The sequence below is a fragment of the Polaromonas sp. P5_D5 genome (assembly GCF_054049435.1).
Genome location: NZ_JBFUMJ010000001.1, coordinates 531537 through 550730 on the forward strand (window position 1 = coordinate 531537; position 19194 = coordinate 550730).

The following is a 19194-nucleotide window of genomic DNA, read 5'->3' on the forward strand; positions in this document are numbered from 1 at the left end:
AGAAGTGATCGGCAGACCATATGCGCGCGACAGCGTGCCTCGAGGACGTCCGTGTCGACTGCCATGTTATGCATTGCCCGTCCCTTTGGTTAGCTGCTTGCTCCGAATATGAAAGGCCCCGCCAAGTGCCATGAGCAGAAGACTTCCTTCCGCAAACACGGGGCCGATCGCCACGAGGATTCCGAGCCACCGGGCCGCCCCGATCACCAAAAGCGTGATCCCCAGAATCCGTAGCCTCTCGCCACGTTCGATGCCTCGGTCAGCCAACGCGAGCCAAAGGGATACAAGGGCAAATGGCACGGACAGCATCACCCCCGCGACTATAAATGCTGCGGCGTACTGAGCCGGGTGTCCAGCGGACGGGGAACCTGCCAACACCGTAATCGCCGTGGCAGCTAACACCGCCATGAAGCCGAACGCAACACTCAAGATTGTTTGCATTTGCCTACCCTTTGACGTAAGGAGCGGCCCGCTTGCGGGACGTCCCCTTGACGGAGAGGTTAGGCAGCGCCGCGCCGCTCACGGAGTTGCCCTGGTCCGTTTGGGATTCGACGGGGGCGAAGGCCAGGAGTTTGTTTCCGTCATATGGAGGTTGTCCTCGACAGTCTGGAGCATGGAGTCGGCTTGTTCTTCGACGGTTGTGTGCTCAAGATACTGCCAGGGAGTCAGACTGTGCCACGTACGCCTGTACTGCTCTGCCCGATAGCACACCGCAGCCACCTTGGCGTTCAGGTTTGATGCAATGCCTTCGACGGTGCCCGTGGCGAGAATGTCGCGAACGGCCTGTGGCTTCGATTCGGCTTTGCGCTTGGCAAATTCCAGCGCCTCAGAGAGCAACGCCTCGTACTTGGCTGCCATTTCAGACAACTTCGCCTTGTTGTCTCGCTTGGTGATGCGCCGAAACTCAGCCATTGCACTGCCTAACGTAATGTATTTCGTAAAACCTGCGACATAACCTGACGCTTGCAATCTAATCTGGACATCAGAACCTTTGGTAAGCTGCTTGCACGCTGGATTTCAAGGCAATGCTCTGAAATTCATACTGTTATAAAAATTCCGCGAAACCCCGCAATCCCCCACTGCAGTCTGCCCACTTGCTGGATCAGGTCCGGGAGCGGGTTCGGTATTTGCACTATAGCCTTGGCACCGAGAAAACTTACCTGTATTGGGTCCGATTTTTGTCCGCTGGCATGGCCAGAACGGCCACATGACGCATCCGCGCGACATGAAGGCATACGCATCCTTACCGCTCCTCCGCCTAGCGCCGACGAGCAGGCATCAAGACCTCAAGGTCTTGAATTGCGGCGGTGGCTTTCGACCTGGCCCAAACTACTGGAATGAGGCTGAACAGCGGAAGCAGAAAGACGAGATAGAAGAAGAGTTGGATGCCCGCAGCAATTTTCATGGTTCCAAGTAGCCGGGTTCGCTGTACGAATTCGGTGTTTTCCAGATCGCCTTCCCATAGCGATAGCTGGCGACAAACGATTATGAACCCGACGATCGCCAGGGCGGACGCCGTGAGGCTCAAAAACCAAAACGTCTTTTCCGGCATTTGCCTGTTGCCCAGGATGTTCAGGTGAAGCAGTAAATCGGCTTGTCTGAGCGCGATCTCGATCAGAAACGGGAGCTGAAGCACTATTGCCGCAGTGAGGAGTTTGCGTGCCAACTGCAAGGTACTTTTGTGCCTGTGAATTTCGCGAAGTGCTGTCATGCTTGTTTGATGATGAGAGATGCGCCGCTGATGAGGCTTACCGTTCGGGCTTCCCGGCGCACAGCAAGCGCCGCGTAGCAGCATCCTGCTGCTGCGTGTCCGAGCCAGGCGAAATGTCAGACATGTCTGGTTACCTGGTTTGCTTTAGATGAATACACTCCGGCTGGCCTCGGACTTTGGCCCAGTACTCAAGCCTGGCATCGTCATCAATGTCGATAATGCCGCCGTACATCGTGTCGCCACCTTTCCTCTTGGGGCCAGAGATCCAGTAACGCGCTCCCGTCTCTTCCTCGATGCAGTTGTATTTGTAGCCGGACTTCGTTTTCAGAAAACGCTTGCCGGCGTACGTGTACGAGCGCGTCGAGCGCGACATCTCCACCCAGCCAATGCGGCCGGAACCGCTCAAACCACCCGATTTGTTCTCGATATACATGATGCGCTTCATGCTCCGGCTCTCTACTCTTAATGTCTAACGTTTGACTTAAGCGGACCGCCGCAGGCACGTTCGCTTGAAGGAAGGATTAGGCGCCACTCAGGTCGGCCAGGCCAAGTTGAATTGGAACTTGGTAGTCCGCGGCAATGAGGCTGGCTCGAAAGGACTTTCGAGGATGGATCGTGAGCTTGTGATCAACGATGGCAATGCGATCGACCAAGCTTGGAGCATCATCGTAGAACTTCACCTCTGCAACTCTAACCATCTTCGAGCGCTGCGTTCTCAGATTTGTGACTTCAACGAATACCTCGGTGGGTTGTGGATGCACGGGGACCGTTTGCTCAACGCGTACACGGTATTGCTTTGTCGCTTTGACCTTAAGGCACACTCTGAGCGCCTCGCCTTCTGACTCGACTGAGTGTCGAAGCACTTCAAGCGCTGGCGTCTCGGTTGGCGCAAGCATGCGCAGCGCTGAAAACGTTGCCTCGGTAACTACAGCCAGTTTTCTCTCGTCCGGCAGGGAATTGAACGCTGGATCCATTCCGCAGAGCACGAAGCGGTGCCAATGCTCCGTGGCGTATTCAGTCATACTGACTGCCCCATCGGGCAGAGATGGTGTAAAGCACAGGTAGAGATGATCAGCGTGACCGATAGACATTCCAAGTTCTTCGCACTTCATCCCGACGCGCTGGCCAAGAGCTACACATGCGCGTGGGAAACCATAGAGCTTCGATGCGTAGTTCGGCATGGGATGCTCGAACTGAGGGGGATCGATGCTCTCGAAGTACCGAATGTCGCGCAGAGGCTTGGGTGTTTTGAGTGGTGAGCGCATATTGACGCCTAACGTAGGAGATGACCGGCGACCAAGGGACAGGAGAGTCGTAAGCGCGGACGCCCTTGGGCGTCCGTGTGGACCAGCATGTTAGAGCATGCACCTAGAAGCACGTGCCCGCCCATGAACATCCGATGAAGATGGCTGTGAGTAGCACCGGCATGGCCATGGCCAATACGTAAGCCACGGCGATTGCAATTCGAACCCTGAGTGAGCACGGCATGTATTTGATCAGGCCGAACGCGCCGACGAACGGAAGCAGTAGCAGTACGGCCAAGAGTATCCATTCGGCAACTGTGCCATGCAACGAGCGAAACCGGGGAAGGAGCAGCACGCATACGCCGAGCGCCATGGGGCCGAATGAGACGGCTAGCGTCAGAAATTTCCAGGATGCAGCTATCGTCGGCCTCATGGACACACTAACGTGAACGTAATCGGCGACCAATGCCAGGTGCGACCGTAGGGAGCGGACACCATTGGGCGTCTGTGTTGACGGGCAAGTTAAGTCTCAACACCCGGGCGCCTCCGCAGCATTTCAGAAATATAGGTCGTTGCAACGATATCCTCTTTCAAGATGGCGATCGATCCTACCCACTTCCCCTGTGCCTCCAATGAATCACAGATGTGCACAGAAATGCAAAAACGGGCTGCATCGCCAACCAAAAGGTTCTGCAAACGTATCACGGCGGCCCAAGGGAATTCCCCGGCGCGAAAGATAAGCGAGCGAACTCCATCGCCGTAAAAGTCCTGATTGTGGAACCAGACATCAGAACTCTCCCAAGGACCAACAAGTGGGACTAATACCGCTTCGACTGATACTTGAAGATCACCGTCGATGTGGCCATGAGAGTCTCCCTGCTCGTCGAAGAAATCAGAAGATCCCTTCAGCTGTTGAACCACAGCCCAATACTCGTCCTCTGAGATTACGCTTCGAATGTTCAAGGGCATACGCTTTGAGACCTGACGTTTGACTTAAGCTGCCCGCGGAAGGCAGGTCCGCATTAAAAGAGGGTTAGGTCTCACAGCCACCTTCGCACCCTCTGTGTGTACGACGTGTAATCGTTACCAAACATGCGCCGCAGTACCCTCTCTTCGGGTTGAATCTGGAAGCGAGTGACATAGAGAACGAAGAGTGCAGAGCCGGCCAGAAGCGCAGGCGCTGACAAGTAGAAACTCCATGCCACCAGAAGCAAGGCGAGTGCGACGTACATTGGATTGCGAGTGATCCGATAGACACCGGACGTGACGAGTGACGATGCGTTCTCCGGCTTCAAAGGATTGACCGTGGTCCTGGCTCGCCGAAACGCAATGGTGCCAGCGATGCTGAAGTAGCCACCAATGACCGCGACGACGCCGGCTGCGACGATGCGAGTAGCGGGCGACAGTTCAAGCGTCGGCGCAACATTTCTAGCAATCCACATGGCGACCGCAATGATTAGCGCCACGAGCGGCGGTGGGATCTTGAGTTCGAGGGCGCGCATAGCTTGGACTCTGAGGTCTAACGTTTGACATGAGAGGGGGCGCCCGGCTTGCCGGGCCACATCCTCTCGATGGAAGGGCTAGGCGTCACTGTCGTCAGTGTCTGATGACTCACCTTGATGAGAAAGCTTCAGCCCACCTTTCCCGTCCGGTAGCCACACGGCCCCGGTTTCTGAGCTTGCATCAAAAAACCCAAGTTGATGCTTGGCTGCAAGGCTAAAGACCTGCTCATATGCGGCTTCTGCCTTGGACCAGGCGAACGCGGCGTAGATTGCTTCCTTCCCGACGCTATAGTCGGTGACAGCCGAATCATCCTCTGGAAACTCTTCCGAAGAGAAGGGGCCGTTCATTGCCGGGTACAACTTGATCATCTCAAGGAACCAAGCCTGAAGTTCTGGTGTGGAGACCTTTGGATCGTCGTAGCTGTGATCCTCGGACCATTCGGATGTCTCTTCCCACCAGGAAAGAAATGCCTCGCGTTCATTCGGCGCCTTAGCGGGTGCAAAGACAAGCAAGTCATAGCTCATTCAGGGTCTCCAGGTGTAAGCAGTTCGGCTATGCGCCTTGTGACGCCTAACGTTAGATAACCGGCGCACAACACTTCGCGGCGACGCCGCCTCCTGCTGTTGTGGGTCCGTGTCGATTGATAGGTCAGGCTTCACCTGGTACTCTTCCAAGAAGATCGACGATTGAGTTCCAATAGCTTGAGTTGGGCACTGAGTCCATCATCTGAAAGCCAAGATTAATGGGGCGCCAAACTGCTCCGCCTATCAGGCGAACAGCCAGGAACGGATAGTCGAAGAAGTCCTCTTCATTTGGGGGTTGATCTGGCTTAAACCACTCGCCTTGCCTGGCCTTAAGCAAAACCTCACCGGCAAACGAACCGAAGGCATAGATGGACTTTGCTACCTGTTCCATCTTGGCACCGCCGGTTTTCCATTCTTCCAGAACGGAGTCGACTCGGCGCAGTGTGGATGGGGCAAAGGAGGAAATGTCGACGGCGTAGATCTTTTGCGTCATCCGAATGGCATCGTTGGCATATCCATCTACTGTTTCGATGGATGGCTGAAAGTGCAATGGAATCAATGTTGTCCCCTGAGGATTGTGTGAAATCTAACGTGTATGTGAGCGGTCGCCACAGGCGATCCACTCGGCAGGCGTGTCAGGAATCATCCTTTTCGAATGCTTCATTTGTGAGTTCCTCGTCAAGTAGCTCGTGCATCCAGGAGCCACCACCAGAGTAGACCAACTCCGCGTAGTCTGGCTTCTTACCTGTGCCTTTTGTAAAAGCCAGTACGGGATGCACATATTCCGCGCCAGTATTCATCACCCTCGACCCATCGACGATGCATGCCAAATGGAACGCCAGGTTCTCAGTCAACTCCTGCAGCTTCTTCTCCTTCTTCACTCCAGCTTCGACGAAGCCATCGCGGACCGTTATCAGGATCTCCAGCAGCATGCGTCGTTGGTGCGCCTCGAAGGCTGAAGAATCATTCACAAGGGTGCTCATTGATGACTCCTAACGTGAAGATAATCGGCGCCCACCCAAGGTGGCCGCGAAGCAGCAGGACGCCTTTGGGCGTCCGCGTTGACTGACCTGTCAGGTTTCAATGCCACGATTTCACCGACTCCATACGAATAGTGCGATCCCCATCAGAGATACCAACAGGACGAACAAGAGCACAAGATATGAAGGGTAGCCTAGCCAGCCGAAGTAGCGCAATTCCCGGCTTTGAAAGATCGTGTTGCATCCAGGGCAGCGAACTCCGAATAGGACTACCCCAGGTACCTCGTCCGCTCTCGTTGGAAGCAACATTCCGAAAAGGCGAGCCACGGTAATCCTCAATCGATGAGCGCGCCCTACGAAGGACTTCCCGCACTCTGGACACACATCATGCTTCTCCATGAAACCCTAACGTAAAAATGAACGGACCACCAACACTTGCGGCGCCGCCGCCTCCTGCTGTTGTGGCTCCGTGTCGATTGACCAGTTAGATGTGCACGCAGGAGCCAGCTTGCTCATTGAGTACCTCCTGGCATTGGATCAGAACCGTCAACCGGCGGAGGCGCTTTGCGTCTGCGAGGCTCCGCGTCGGCCAAGTGCACAAGCAAAACGCAGACTACTCCAAGGACAGGCAGTAGCCACACGATCAGGCATTGAAAGGTCTTCTGAGTCGTAGTCAGTGCCGGCGAAAGCACAACCCATGCAGCGAGGGCAAGGTTCGCCACGACCAGAACGACGACGCATATGGCGAGTGTGTTCATCATCTAAGGTCGGAAATGACCGGCGGCGCATAGGCGGGGGAGCCCGCCGCGACGACGTCCGTGTCGATTGACTTGTTAGGACTCAACGCCCCCTCCCCAAATGAGGCTCACGGGGGATTGCGACAGAGCGCCTGCGCAGTGCTCGCATGACTGTCACGAACCGAAAACCAGAATACACACCAATGATCCCCAGAGCGCTGAGGAAGAACTTTCCCATTTGGACATTCTCACGTTCAGCCTCCAAGCGTGTACTTGGTGAAACCAGTTCCTTTCCATTTATCCACAGGCCGTAGGTCTTTCGCGAGCCGTCCGCTTGCGGCGAAAACGAATGACGTTCTGGAATCCACACTCGTATCACAGGTCGCTGTCCCCACTCAACCGGCACGGAGGAGACTGCATCAGTCCAGAATCGGCCGGGGTAGCCGTCAACCTCAAAGGAAACCACTGAGTTGCCTCGACGTGGAGGCGGCAGTTGGACGATTGCATGCGCGGCTCCGCGAACCTCGACCAACGACGTTCCCGACATGCTCGGATAAGTCGCATACGTGCTGAAGCCGAACAACACGGAAGTGACCAAGAAGCAAGTCATCAGACCGAAGCCAACAAGTTGCATCACGCGCATGTTGAGTCCTCACGTTGGCGCCGTCCAGCACGCAGCAAGCGCCACGAAGCGGCAACCTGCTGCTGCGTGTCCGCGACGAGCAACCAGTTAGCCGTCTGTAGGCCGCCGGGCGTATGTGATACGAATGCCATCTACTACAACCTTAGATTTTGGTGTTGCGAAGGGCGGAGCATTGCCAGAAATATCCTCACTGTCAGGGTGAAACGCAACGGACAGATGAGAATTCGACTTCCACGCCACCGAGTAATGATGTACATCATCTGGTTCATTGGCCCATATCTTCTTTGGTCCAGTGGCCGTAATTCGCCAGACCTGCAACTCGTTATGCGAATGCGCGTAGTTGTCCCCGAACACAGCGAAATGCTTGCCATCTGGTGATACAACAGGTAGCGACGTGTCCGGCAGGATGGTGACACGCCCAACCTCTTCGTCGATGAGGAAGATCTTGTGGTTCTCCCAGCTATGACTGCTTACGATGAACCAGCCGAGCGCTGCCACGTAACCTTCAAAGAGAGGCTGATCTTCCCCATCACACGGGATTCCGCGAAACGCCTTGATCCTTCCGCCCTTCAGCTTGATCGCAAGTGTCATCTCTGTACGTGATACCGCGAGCGTCACTCTTTCACTGAAGGGTTCAATCTTCTTTCTTTGATCCGCGAAAGCTTTCGAATGGTATTCACCAAGGTAGCCATCGCCGATGTCATACCCGCAGAGGTTGTTGTCGAAGGCCATGGCTCCCATTGACCAAACGAGCAAAGCAATGGACAAAACGCTGCGCATAGGGTGGCTAACGTTTGACATGAGTGGCGGGCGACAGCTGGCGAACCCAGATGGTGCACCTCCCCTCGATGGAAGGGTTAGGCCGCACGACGTGCGCTCGCCTTTCGACGTTGGTAGATCCAGGCGCCATGCTTATTGAGAGCGATTTGTACGGAAGCCGCAATGCCTGCAGGACGAGGCAAACACGCTTGCAGAACCTCCCTCACTATTCTCAAAATGTCCGGAGAAGAGCTTGCTGCACTGAGGGCAACGGCTAGCCGCACGCCCCAAGCTTCCAATGGCCATGACACCGAAACCGGTGCAAGCAGCAGCGGTGAGAACACTGATGTGTTCGTCCAGGGGCCTAAGAGTGAATATGCCAATGAAGGCCGCACCGAGCACAAGCGAGCCTAGCCAGAAAAGACCTAGGAAGATCCGCATCCTTATTGCGAACCGCATCTGTTGTTCAGTGTTCATCGTGAGGCCTAACGTTTGACTTAAGCCGACCGCCGTAGGCCGGTCCGCTTGAAGGAAGGGTTAGAGGGCGCTGGCTGATTAGCCCACGAATACCAAGTACGCAATTGGCAAGATCACGACACTGCCAACGCCCCCCATGAATAACAGAGCGAAAACATCGAACCAAAGCTCTGTGATGGTTCCGATTCTCGCCTTCAATTTGCCATTTCCTTCGTGAATTAGCACGGTTACCGTCTCACCAATCTTTGGATGTCGCGAGGAACTGGTAACGCTACTTCTAAGGTTAGTTGACTGTCCATTATTCAGGCAAAATTCTACTCTGTAGTACCGCATCTGAATGCCGTTCATTCGGTAGCTCCATTCGCTCGCAACTTTGCCGAGTACACGATACGACTTGGCAATGAATAGAAACTGATGCGCTGCCAGTGCAAGGGCACTGAATAGCGCCGTCATTGCTACGAAAGTAAGGATCGCGACCGCGACGGATGCCACCATTTGCGCCCTCTATCGTTTGAGGTAAGCGGCAGAATCCGGTACCACGGGGGGCTGTCCGCTTGACCGAATGGTTAGACCGCACTCTGGCCGAGTATGCGTCGGACTTCTGCGAGAACAAGGCCGCGCCAGCCAGGAAATGGCGCGAGTGCAAGTCCCGGACCGGGAATCAGCGTTTGCCAAATGGCCACAGCTGGTGAATGGCATCCCATGGTCCTTGAGCGAAGCGCAAATGCGGCGCCTCCCCCTTTTTTAGTATGTCCTCCGCTGTAATCAAGTGATTGACCCGATCGATGACCTCCTGCGCTTCGATCGACACACTGTGCAAATTGATTTTCTCGGTACGCAGGTGGGCGCGCAGGCGCTCCAGCGCCTTGCGGAACGCTGGAAGCTGATGCAATTGATCGCGAGTCACGATGGTGCTGGTTATGACCAACAGCTGAAGCACACCTCTCTTGTTCATCAACGGACGCACCCGCGTCTCGCTATCAACAGAAGCCGCCACCTTTGTCACAGCAGCATCTATGAGCTTCATCACGGACTCGAACGGATCGGCCGGAGGCGCCGGAGGAACTACTGGTCCATCGTCATATAGACGGACCGGGCGAGCTGCAGTCGAGGATTTGATAAAGACATCAATGTCGCCCGGCAGGATCATGAAGCGAAACTCCACCGCTGCCTTGCCGAACTCGTCCTCAAGCTGTTGCCATCCGGCGGGGGGCAATGCGAGGAAGGCTAAGGTCAGCCCGATGGAGTCGACGCAACAACGAAGCTCCCCAACATGCGGTTGCCTCGACTGGGTGTGCCAGATCAGGTCGTCTTCATGATTGAGCATGTCATCCCAGCTACAGCTTGCGGGGGGCCTAGCCAGCATGCGTCGGGCCAGTTTCAATTGATTGTCTGGTGTCATGTCGAACCGGATGCTGAGTTTGTATTTTTTTGGTTTGAAGCAGTGCTACGGAATTCCAAACAACGGTCATTGAAACAGCACTACTTCACGCTCTAACGTAATGTATGCCGCAAAACCTGCGGTATAACCTGGCGCTTGCAATCTAATCTGGACATTAAAACCTCCCGTAATGCGCTTGCATGCTGGATTTCAAGGAAATATTCTCTAAATCCAAAGAGTCATAAAAATTCCGTGAACCCCGCAATCCTCCCTTGCAGTCTGCCCGCTTGCCGGACCAGGTCCGGGACCGGGTTCGGTATTTGCACTATAGCCTCGGCGCCGGGAAAACTTACCTGTACTGGGTTCGTTTTTTTCCCGCTAGGCATGGCCGCAACAGCCACATGACGCATCCGCGCGACATGGGGGCACAGAGGTGGAAGCCGTATCCGTTTGCGCCTTGCACCTCGATGAATTACACCCATGTGCTAAAGGTTGCCTCTGGGCGGCACAGCCAGCCCGCTGGACGCCCTGCTCGCCTGATACGCTATTGATTTGATAGCTGCTCGCGCACATTCCGATTGGGCTTCAGCCCGTTCTAATACCTAAAAAGAGGCAAAAACCGCTTTGGAGGTCGCGCCAGAGCCTTTGCAAAGTGTGGCAGCGCCAAAATCCCTTGTTTTTGAATATTTTTTGGCCGTTTTTAGATATGAAACAAGCCTACAGACCAATGCAAGCCTGCGCAAGCAGCTACTGATTTGATAGCGCCAACAAAAACGGCGCACAAGGCGCCGTCTTCGTTCCAGCCCCATGCAAGAGCCTCAGTGCGCGCCAGCCGCAGCATCGGCACTCCCCGCCCCCGCCTTGGTGTGCTGCGCCCAGAGAAGCAAACCAGTCAAGCGGTGTGCCGAAGGCGTGTCCGTTTGAGCGATGGGTTAAAACTGGCAGCCACGATGGGGGAAAGGGCCAGAGTTCGAGCACAAAGGTTCAGGATCCGAAGAAGTAGCGGCCGTTTCGCAGACCGAAAATCATGATGTCCGACTCTTTTACTGTGGCGCCACTGGGCAATTTGGTGCCGGAGAACTCGACCACCAACCAACCTTTCGGCTCTATGGTCGGGGTGAGTCCACGACTAACAGCCTGTTTGTATTGGGCCTCGTAGGTTGAAAATGGAACTATCTTTGCCGAGATGACACCTCCGCCACTCACCCGCCCGCCAAACTGAGCTTCCACAGGGCCGCGGTCTTGCTCGCGCGACAACGACACCAACGCCATGTACGACCGGACGTCTTTCTTTGCGAGAGCCGTCTTGTACGACTCGACAAGCTGCTCTGGCGACTGTGCACCTTGCGCGAGAGCCTGTGTCGCACTGAAGAACAGGAACAGGGAAAAGGCGATTCTCAACATATCGATCCTCAAAGTTAAAGTTCAACGGGGTCCGGAACGCCTTAGGCAACGATGCCACTGATCCGCTATGGAACGGCGTTGTGTCACGGCTTCTGGCGATTGCAAATTTGAGTGCCATGTCAGCCCTCGCCATTTGCGCGGAAACCGCAATGCCTGCACGATGAAGCAAGCACGCTGCCAGAATCGCCTCCATTGTCTTCAAATTTTCCACAGAAAAGCCCGTTGCACCTGGGACAGCGGCTTGCAACGCGTCCCAAGCCCGCGACGACCATCGCACCGAAACCCGTGCAAACAACAGCGGTAATGATATTGATATGTTCACCAAGTGGCCTAAGCGTGAACATGGCGATGAGACCCACACCGATCACGAGCAAGCCCGACCAGAAAAGCCCCAGGAAAATACGCATTTTTCTAATAAACCGCGCGTCTTGTTCAGTGATCATTGCGAAGCCCAACGTAGATGAGAGCGAGCGCCGAAGGTGGCCCGCTCGAATGTCATGTCCAGTGGCGACTGGCGCTTCATGACGGGAAACCTGTTACCAGTGCTCTCCGCCTCTTCAACAGTGGCAACACCACATGGAAATTTCTTATGAGATCGTCCTCGGACATGACGACGACAGGGAACCTCACCTGGAACACCCCCAAAACGCCCTTCCGATGCACCACTGATATCCAGAATCTCCGGCCCCGAACTCTCCCAGGAAATGCCCACCTGCCAGCCATTTGGATCGGTCACAAACAAGTCTCCATTCTTCTTTGGCCAAGGACCAGGCCAAGGTATTCCGATGTAGCCAAGTGTCCAACCATCGCGCTCCGAACGGGCAATGGTGTTTTCTTCGTTGTACGTATTGATACGATGCATCTAGAGCTATTTAACGTTTGGCACGAGAGGCCGGGCTCGACTTGCCGGGGGCGAGTCCTCTCGATGGAAGGGGCAGCCGTCACTTGGCACATTGCTCTGCCCGGTCGAGAAATTTTAGCCATACGATGGATGCGGTATGTGGAATTAATGTGCCAGGCAACCTCAGGGCTTCTGGGCTAGTCGAATTCAACGTTGAGGCGAGCCTCATACGCAGTGCATTGCCGACAAACATAAATGTGGCCAGAGTGCATGCCGTCTACCCGTTCCTCGGAACACCAGTACACATCAAGCTTCATCCCGCAGCCAGCGCAATAGGAACGCGAATGAACCGAAAAGACAAACGCAACGAGACCAATGAGAACGCAAAGGCACATGGCAACAAATGCAGTTGTCATTTGTCCGGTGGCAATGCCCCAAATCATGCAAGCAAGGCCACCACAAGTTGTGACAATGAAACCACCGATCCGCAGTGCGTAGAAGGCCTTTGAGCGCCTGAGAATTGCCCGCATGCTGAAACTCTTGAAGTCTATGAGCTGTGCTTGTTGCATGATGCCTAACGTTGAACTTGACCGGCGCACGAGCCAGTTGCGACCGGAGTGAATGGACGTATCTGTGCGTCCGCGTCGAAGGACCTGCTAGAGCTCATTTTCGTGGCCCTTGCGATTTGTTCCTGTGGCTTCCTTCAAAGCACTCAAAGTGGCTGATGCAAGCTCCTCTTGCACGTTGAAGGCCTGCTTTGCTAGCGCCGCCTTAAGTTCGTTGATTGGATTCTTTTCAATCCCCTTCTTCAGGAGGAAAGCCGGGCCGGGAAAGAAAACATCCAGGCTATTTGGAGCATTTTCAATTGAAAACTTCTCTACCGGCTGAACGGAGGCCACGGCGATAGCTCTTTCACAGGGAGTCAAGCTTGCTTCTGCTGCACACAATTGCCATGGAAGAATCGAGATAAAGAATAGTGCGATAGTTTTTCGACCGGCGCGCAGCGGCGTCCTGACCGACGCGAAGTGACGGGCAAGACGTCCGCTCGACAGAAGGGTTAGGCGTCGTTCTCACAGCGACGCCGACTTCTCAAGTTCCAGGTTGCCCTCGATGAACTTGAGCTTGAAAACAAGCCGGGAGATACGCCATCTGTCCGGGAACGGCAGCAACTGCAGTTCGTACGTGCCCACGAAGATGCGGCTCTTCAGGCCGATCGCTTTGCCCCGGTGGTGGAAGGCCACGCCGTGGCATCTGACAAGCGCTTGATTACCACTGACCTCGGTTCGAAGGTTGCCAATCTGATGGTGAACGTGGTCGAGCGGCTTGAATCCGGCAGCCCATGCCTGAGCCACCTGATTTGGCGTCATTTCGGTCGGCGTTCCACCGACCATGGAGGTCATGTCGAGCGTAAAGGGGCTGGTAAAGCAACTCTCCAGCGCTGGCCAGTCTCGTTCGTCGGTGGCAACGAACATCTGAACGACGGTGTCCTCGACTGCCAGGCGCATGGCCAAGTCAGATGCAGACAAAGTGAGAGACATTTAGAACCTCCGAGTGAACGCGCCGCATCTTGCGGCGCCTAACGTTTGAATTAAGCGGCGTGCCAGAGGCACGTCCGCATGAAGGAAGGGTTAGGCAACATTGCGCACTGAATGAATGATCTTGTACCCGAGGGTGCGAGCGGCAGGCGTATCAAAGTAAGCAGAGATCTGAACATGCCCCATGGGTGCGATGACATAACCGGAAATTGATTTATAGGAAGACTTTTCTCGGGAGTAATCTTCTTCCGGCAATTCGTATGTCAGCCGGATAAGCTTCCCGGTGCGTTCGATCTGTTGCTCGCCTCGAAGATCGCTGGCTGTTTCCAGAATTGAAGCTAGCCGCTCCTCTTCGGATGTGCCTTTGTCGTTCCCCCAAATGGTGACCCAGAAGGGGAGTGTTGCCCTCCAGAGAACAAGGCTTCCATCTTCTATTCGTCGATTAAACGTTTCAGGAAGAGCGACCGCCCATTCATCGGTCATTTGATAGGTTCCCGTGACGACTGGATAGTCTGGATGCAGGCTCATGGCGGCTTCTGATGTTGTCTAACGTCTGAAATGACCGGACCACGACGTTTGCGGCGAGACCGCCCTCTGCGGTTGTGGGTCCATGTCGATTAACCAGTTAAGTGGCATGGCCTCAAGTGTCGACAGAGACATGTGTCAATTTACCTTCTTCGAAGTAGCAGGTGTATAGAAATTTCGAGTTGTTAGTAAGACACTCAAGGGCAATGTCCCACTCAGCGTTTGGATCCCCGTCCAATGGCACGCCTACGCCGGCAAGAGTGAATGCCAGGCGCCAATCGGACGGAAGGTTTTCGCCGTAGATTTCCTTGTGGCGTTCCCCGAGCTCTGACAATACAGGCCCAACGACGCTATCAAGATCGGTTGTGACGCGCTGAAAGAAATCGATCTGTAATTGGGTGGGTTCCGCTGCGTCGCGCGTATCGATCGAAATCGAAATGCCATCCTCACCCTCATACACCTCATGCACCCAGTAAGGACCTTTGGCCCCACTTTCCAATGTGAGAGTGCCAAACACTGGGTGCCCGAGCGTCACAGTGGGCGACCGGCGAAAGAGGTTAGACAGGAAACCCATTGTTCGTGCCATTTAACGTTTGACTTAAGGGGCCTGCCGAAGGCAGGTCCGCTTGAAGGAAGGGTTAGCCCGCACCCTCACGATAGCCATTGCAGTGCCCCGTCGCCTCGGGACGCCGCGTCTCGGTAGAAGACGACAAGCTGTTGGTAGCCTTCCATTAAATAGTCGAAGGCGTCTTCTCCGTCTCGCACCCAGATCACGTCCGGGTATATGTCCTTGGCTTTCATGTCTTGTGGATCGAAGCGCTCGCGCAATGCTTCCAAGGTCAGTCTCGAGAGCGCGTCCGAGACGGCAGAGACCTGAGCCGGCGTGAGAAATCGAGCGGGCCCATATCCGACCTCTGGGCCGAATTCTTCACCACCGACGACAGCAAGACTTAGCGGCAGCGTTCCACCTTCGGCCTGCCCGGTAAGCAGGTAGTGGATTCCATGCCAGGCTTTGTCGACATCGATGTAGCACGGTGGCTCATCTTCCCCGTCGTTGGGGTAGAGGTATTCCTCGATCGCCTCGGGATCGCTGCGCAGCTGATTGAGGGTCTCCGGCGATACGGCAGCAAAGCAACCAATCATTCCCATGGTAATGAACTCCTATTGATGATGAGTGCGGGCTAACGCCGCCGCTAAGATGCGCACGCATTTTTGCGCGCGTCGCTCTTGAGCGGCTTGTTATGTTTCTTCGATGCGAGAAAGAAATGCATGCGGGTCCTTTACGAAGCGTGTTGCTTCCGATTGCTTTGCGTATGCCAATAGCGATTCCGTGTCACAAGGGATAACGTGTTGAATCCCTGGGACCAAAATTGCTAATTCGAAGTCCTGCGCCAATTGCGAGATGGCAACGAAGAGTGCGTCATTCGGAGCTCGAAGGTCAAATCGAACGGCGAGTGATGAGACGGCGGTGCCCTCACGCCAAAGCTGGATGTCTTCTGTCTTGTCTGAACCCCAGCATAAGCATTCATTGTGCCAAGACTTACTGCCCGGCAAGAGCAAGCCGAGATGCTCGATGAGTTTTGGATCGGAGTAACCCAACCAAGCTATGGAGGCGTCACAACCTTCCTCAGTGAAGAGTGACGCAACATCGCCGCCAGCGTCAAGCCACTGCCTTGGAATGAGTTCAACCTTAAACTGCCAGAGCGCCATTAGTTGTTCTTAAGAAACATAACGTTTGGCATGAGCGACGTGTGGGAGCGGGCGGAGCCCGCTGGAACACGTCCGCTCGATGGAAGGGTTAGGCGTCAACATTCTCACGCTTGGCATAGATAATCGCGAGTAGCGAACCGAACGGAGGGTTTCGAATGAAGCGCAAGTTCGGCGCGGATATCAGCGCATACCCCGTGGAGCTCTTGACTGGGGTCTTCGATGCGATGAGCGTGTGTAGTGCATTGCGACGAAGCCCGAGATTTCGCTTGGCATTTGCAAGAAGTTCGCGGGTCGTTCGCCTCGGGCTCGCACCGGTCGCGGTGAGGTAAAACCCCTTCCAGTTTCCCATTCGCGCGAAGCTCCGGCCGTAGACGCCAGGTGCGTGCAGGCGAACACCGAGCGCGCGCTGTTGCAGGCTAAGCGGCCAGTCTCCGCGCTTGTCTTCATAGAATACGCGCGGGTCCTGCGCTCCCCGCGGTGTGTGGAGGAGCCAAAGGCCGTAGCGAAGAACAGTGCGTGGCATTGTTGACGTCTAACGTTGGACATGAGCGGCGCCGGGAAGCGTGGGTAGCACGCTGGAAGATGTCCGATCGATCGAAGGGTTAGGTGGCTTTGTGCGCCGCGTTGGCGGCAGGCCGCGATCGCTAACTTCGTCAGCCAGCAAGCCAAACAGCGCCATGCATACCAAGAGCGCCAAAGCCCACGGCAGATTGCTACGTATCCCTCCCGCAGTTTCTCCAAAGAAATGAAACCAATAGTTCCTTTGCTTTGAGGGAAGAAGCACCAAACAAATCGGAAGAGCAACACCCGCGAGAACGATGAGCCCGGTGCCCCAGAACCAATCGCGAAAGTAACGGAAGAAGGCTTCTGAATTCTCCCCGTGCGCATATGCCATGTACGGATTACTGTTCTTTCTTTTAATGAGCACCTCACCATCAATGAACGTTTCCCAGCCGAGGTAAAAAAAGTAGCTGCCAAAAGCGACCAATAGGGCAGACGCAATGAAGAGCCGTACGATCCCGCCCCTTCGGCTTGAAATGACTGATCGTGCCATAGCCGCCACCTAACGTTGGAGCTGACCGGAACGCAACACATGCCGCACAGCGACCTCCCGCAGGTGCGTTTCCGTGTCGAGCGACCAGTTAGAGCTTCTTGCCGTCGGCTTCATCGGTCACCATCTTTCCGTCCACTACGAACTCCTTCAGCGATGCGGCTTTTTTTCCCACCAAGAGGTAGTAGGCTCCAACACCGATGAATGCAAGCCCACCCAATAGAGGTTTAACCGGTACAGGTCCGTCACCGAGCAGGACGACAAGTACGATAGCAATTCCAATTAAGACTGCGCCTCCACCGGCGATCTGATTTCTCATAATTCCTCCTACAGAAAAAGTTGTGAGCTGGCGGTATCACACAAGAAGCCGAGAGTGTCTCCCAAAGGCTCTAACGTTTGAGCTGCCGGGCGTGCCACACGAGCCGCGAAGCGGCTTTCTGCTGTGGCGCGTCCCAGCCGAGCGACTTGTTAAGGCGCATTCTTCACCTCCGTCACCATAACCACAAGCTTCCGCATGTGCCACGCAGTGTGCTCATGAAACACAGTACCGCGAGCAACGATGGATTTTCCCCTAGCAGCATACAATTTTTTTCGAAGTGCGGGATCCTGTGCGATGAGTTGAAGTTCGCTAACGCAAGCTTCGTCGGAGTTGATGGGGTTCAAACCATCTGCGGTAACAGATACGGGCGTTGCGAGCTTCATGATAGGGTACTTCATCGTCGTCCCATTGGGGTGTCGGGCACGCGCGACATGCACTTTCCCCGATACCTCTACGACGCTGGGCTCATATTGAATCGGTCGGGCGTTGTCGCAGGTCTCTGCAACGGCCGGAACCATGGTTGCAACTAGAACGAGTGGTAGGTAGCGCATGCGCCCTTAACGTAGCGATGACCGGACCACCAACATGAGCGGTGGAGCCGCCTCCTGCTGTTGTGGGTCCGCGTCGATTGACAAGTTAATTGGCGTTCTCGTGAACAACAAGCTTTCCTCCTTCGACATCAAGCACGCAGCCCTCCATGTCTCGGCGCTCGGGCCTTCCGCGAAGCGAGAAGTGGAGCCCATGCAACTGGACCGGGCTACCAGGCCAAACGCCGACTTCCGCTAAGTCAAGGACTGTAGCGAGCCACTCAGGCTCCTCGCGAGTCCATGCCACCTCGCCCCCCGGAGTGCGAACCACGTCTGCACTTCCCTCGCTCCATCGCACGCCCACAAGAGGCGACTCGATCTCGTCTTCCTCAATCAATTGCCTAATGTGCCCAAGCGCCTGGGGCGTAACGCGGAATGCAGCCATTTAACGTTGGARGCCACCGGCACGCAGCAAGCGCCGCGCAGCGGCAACCTGCTGTTGTGGGTCCGTGTGGGCCGAAATGTTATGCCACATTGCTTCGCACTGCCTGGCGCGTTGAAAATAGGACCCGGACGGTAGCGATAAGCACGAACGCGACAATGAAGAACTCGTACTCGACCATGTTCCATGAGCCCTCACCATCACTCCCGGTCACATCAGGCAACCAAGCGAGCCAGGTGTATCCAAACCAACCTTCCATCATCCATTGCCTCCAAGCAAGCGCCGCAATGATGCGCGACACAATTGTGATGAGCGCGATATCAATAGCGTAGGAGCGCAACTGCTCACGAAAGTACAAAACAGTAAGAAGAGAAAAAACCCCGAACTGGACAATCCAATTTGTGCGAGGCCACCAAACGGCGCTCCATGGAAACGACCAACCCTCTGCCGCAACCCAAAATGCAATGAACGCGAGCAGGGCATGACGGAACTTCATGTGGGATAACGTAGAAGTAACCGGCGCCCACTCAAGGTGGGTCGCACAGCGGCCTGGACGCGTTGGGCGTCCGTGTTGACTGACAAGTTAGACCGCATCACTCAACGATCTCCCAGCGTTGAAATGCGGCGATGATGTGCGCTTGCACCTCGAGTGTGAGCGCGGCATCACCGCCGGCGACGAGGCCTTCTTCAGAAAAGAGATCCTCGGTGAACTGCGACGGCCCCACCTTGACCAGTTCAAGGAACTTCCCTTCGTTTCGCGAAGCCATGCAGAGACCGAACTTCTTGCACACTTCATCCAGAAGGTATCGGACAGCTTTGGGAGGGGGACGGTACATGTGCGGTCTAACGTGCGTGCGACCGGCGACCACGGAAAGGTGCGC

General features: G+C 55.2%; 27 protein-coding genes. All 27 read right to left on the minus strand.

The window, feature by feature from the left end:
- Positions 1–66: 66 nt before the first annotated feature.
- On the minus strand, positions 67–441 hold the full coding sequence (locus ACXJKE_RS02630; RefSeq protein ID WP_457279018.1) for a hypothetical protein: 375 nt from the start codon (positions 439–441) through the stop codon (positions 67–69).
- Between the two features lie 78 nt (positions 442–519).
- Positions 520–912 (minus strand): hypothetical protein, encoded by a 393-nt coding sequence (locus ACXJKE_RS02635; protein WP_457279019.1) that lies wholly within the window; start codon positions 910–912, stop codon positions 520–522.
- A 346-nt stretch (positions 913–1258) separates the two neighbouring features.
- Positions 1259–1711, minus strand: coding sequence for a hypothetical protein (locus ACXJKE_RS02640; RefSeq protein ID WP_457279020.1), 453 nt, complete (start codon positions 1709–1711; stop codon positions 1259–1261).
- 130 nt (positions 1712–1841) lie between these two features.
- The gene (locus ACXJKE_RS02645; protein ID WP_457279021.1) at positions 1842–2156 is read right to left on the minus strand and encodes a 1-deoxy-D-xylulose-5-phosphate synthase; all 315 of its coding nucleotides are present in this window, start codon (positions 2154–2156) and stop codon (positions 1842–1844) included.
- Positions 2157–2232: 76 nt separating this feature from the next.
- Positions 2233–2976 carry a hypothetical protein gene (locus ACXJKE_RS02650; RefSeq protein WP_457279022.1) on the minus strand — a complete coding sequence of 248 codons (744 nt, stop codon included), beginning with the start codon at positions 2974–2976 and terminating at the stop codon, positions 2233–2235.
- 501 nt (positions 2977–3477) lie between these two features.
- Positions 3478–3918: a hypothetical protein gene (locus ACXJKE_RS02655; RefSeq protein ID WP_457279023.1), complete on the minus strand. Its 441-nt coding sequence runs from the start codon at positions 3916–3918 to the stop codon at positions 3478–3480.
- Positions 3919–3995: 77 nt separating this feature from the next.
- On the minus strand, positions 3996–4457 hold the full coding sequence (locus ACXJKE_RS02660; protein ID WP_457279024.1) for a methyltransferase family protein: 462 nt from the start codon (positions 4455–4457) through the stop codon (positions 3996–3998).
- 78 nt (positions 4458–4535) lie between these two features.
- Positions 4536–4982 (minus strand): hypothetical protein, encoded by a 447-nt coding sequence (locus tag ACXJKE_RS02665; protein ID WP_457279025.1) that lies wholly within the window; start codon positions 4980–4982, stop codon positions 4536–4538.
- 124 nt (positions 4983–5106) lie between these two features.
- Positions 5107–5541, minus strand: coding sequence for a hypothetical protein (locus ACXJKE_RS02670; protein ID WP_457279026.1), 435 nt, complete (start codon positions 5539–5541; stop codon positions 5107–5109).
- A gap of 76 nt (positions 5542–5617) precedes the next feature.
- The gene (locus ACXJKE_RS02675; RefSeq protein WP_457279027.1) at positions 5618–5965 is read right to left on the minus strand and encodes a hypothetical protein; all 348 of its coding nucleotides are present in this window, start codon (positions 5963–5965) and stop codon (positions 5618–5620) included.
- Positions 5966–7429: 1464 nt separating this feature from the next.
- A complete protein-coding gene (locus tag ACXJKE_RS02680; RefSeq protein ID WP_457279028.1) occupies positions 7430–8074 on the minus strand; it encodes a hypothetical protein in 645 nt (214 codons plus the stop codon).
- A gap of 1165 nt (positions 8075–9239) precedes the next feature.
- Positions 9240–9980, minus strand: a complete 741-nt coding sequence (locus tag ACXJKE_RS02685) for a hypothetical protein (RefSeq protein WP_457279029.1) — start codon at positions 9978–9980, stop codon at positions 9240–9242.
- A gap of 963 nt (positions 9981–10943) precedes the next feature.
- On the minus strand, positions 10944–11363 hold the full coding sequence (locus ACXJKE_RS02690) for a hypothetical protein (RefSeq protein WP_457279030.1): 420 nt from the start codon (positions 11361–11363) through the stop codon (positions 10944–10946).
- Between the two features lie 119 nt (positions 11364–11482).
- Positions 11483–11806, minus strand: coding sequence for a hypothetical protein (locus ACXJKE_RS02695; RefSeq protein WP_457279031.1), 324 nt, complete (start codon positions 11804–11806; stop codon positions 11483–11485).
- Positions 11803–12225, minus strand: a complete 423-nt coding sequence (locus tag ACXJKE_RS02700; RefSeq protein WP_457279032.1) for a hypothetical protein — start codon at positions 12223–12225, stop codon at positions 11803–11805. Before ACXJKE_RS02700 ends, ACXJKE_RS02695 begins: the two co-directional genes overlap by 4 nt.
- 176 nt (positions 12226–12401) lie before the next feature.
- A complete protein-coding gene (locus ACXJKE_RS02705) occupies positions 12402–12773 on the minus strand; it encodes a hypothetical protein (protein WP_457279033.1) in 372 nt (123 codons plus the stop codon).
- Positions 12774–12860: 87 nt separating this feature from the next.
- The gene (locus tag ACXJKE_RS02710; RefSeq protein ID WP_457279034.1) at positions 12861–13103 is read right to left on the minus strand and encodes a hypothetical protein; all 243 of its coding nucleotides are present in this window, start codon (positions 13101–13103) and stop codon (positions 12861–12863) included.
- Positions 13104–13274: 171 nt separating this feature from the next.
- A complete protein-coding gene (locus ACXJKE_RS02715; RefSeq protein ID WP_457279035.1) occupies positions 13275–13742 on the minus strand; it encodes a nuclear transport factor 2 family protein in 468 nt (155 codons plus the stop codon).
- Between the two features lie 90 nt (positions 13743–13832).
- Positions 13833–14267: a hypothetical protein gene (locus tag ACXJKE_RS02720; protein WP_457279036.1), complete on the minus strand. Its 435-nt coding sequence runs from the start codon at positions 14265–14267 to the stop codon at positions 13833–13835.
- 112 nt (positions 14268–14379) lie between these two features.
- A complete protein-coding gene (locus ACXJKE_RS02725; protein WP_457279037.1) occupies positions 14380–14838 on the minus strand; it encodes a hypothetical protein in 459 nt (152 codons plus the stop codon).
- A gap of 77 nt (positions 14839–14915) precedes the next feature.
- Positions 14916–15413 carry a YfbM family protein gene (locus ACXJKE_RS02730; protein ID WP_457279038.1) on the minus strand — a complete coding sequence of 166 codons (498 nt, stop codon included), beginning with the start codon at positions 15411–15413 and terminating at the stop codon, positions 14916–14918.
- Between the two features lie 90 nt (positions 15414–15503).
- On the minus strand, positions 15504–15974 hold the full coding sequence (locus ACXJKE_RS02735; RefSeq protein ID WP_457279039.1) for a hypothetical protein: 471 nt from the start codon (positions 15972–15974) through the stop codon (positions 15504–15506).
- 532 nt (positions 15975–16506) lie between these two features.
- A complete protein-coding gene (locus tag ACXJKE_RS02740; protein ID WP_457279040.1) occupies positions 16507–17028 on the minus strand; it encodes a hypothetical protein in 522 nt (173 codons plus the stop codon).
- Positions 17029–17116: 88 nt separating this feature from the next.
- Complete coding sequence (locus ACXJKE_RS02745) at positions 17117–17344, minus strand: hypothetical protein (protein ID WP_457279041.1); 228 nt, start codon at positions 17342–17344, stop codon at positions 17117–17119.
- Between the two features lie 149 nt (positions 17345–17493).
- Positions 17494–17727, minus strand: coding sequence for a hypothetical protein (locus ACXJKE_RS02750; protein ID WP_457279042.1), 234 nt, complete (start codon positions 17725–17727; stop codon positions 17494–17496).
- Between the two features lie 668 nt (positions 17728–18395).
- Positions 18396–18809 (minus strand): hypothetical protein, encoded by a 414-nt coding sequence (locus ACXJKE_RS02755; RefSeq protein ID WP_457279043.1) that lies wholly within the window; start codon positions 18807–18809, stop codon positions 18396–18398.
- 97 nt (positions 18810–18906) lie between these two features.
- Complete coding sequence (locus ACXJKE_RS02760; protein WP_457279044.1) at positions 18907–19080, minus strand: hypothetical protein; 174 nt, start codon at positions 19078–19080, stop codon at positions 18907–18909.
- Positions 19081–19194 lie beyond the last annotated feature (114 nt).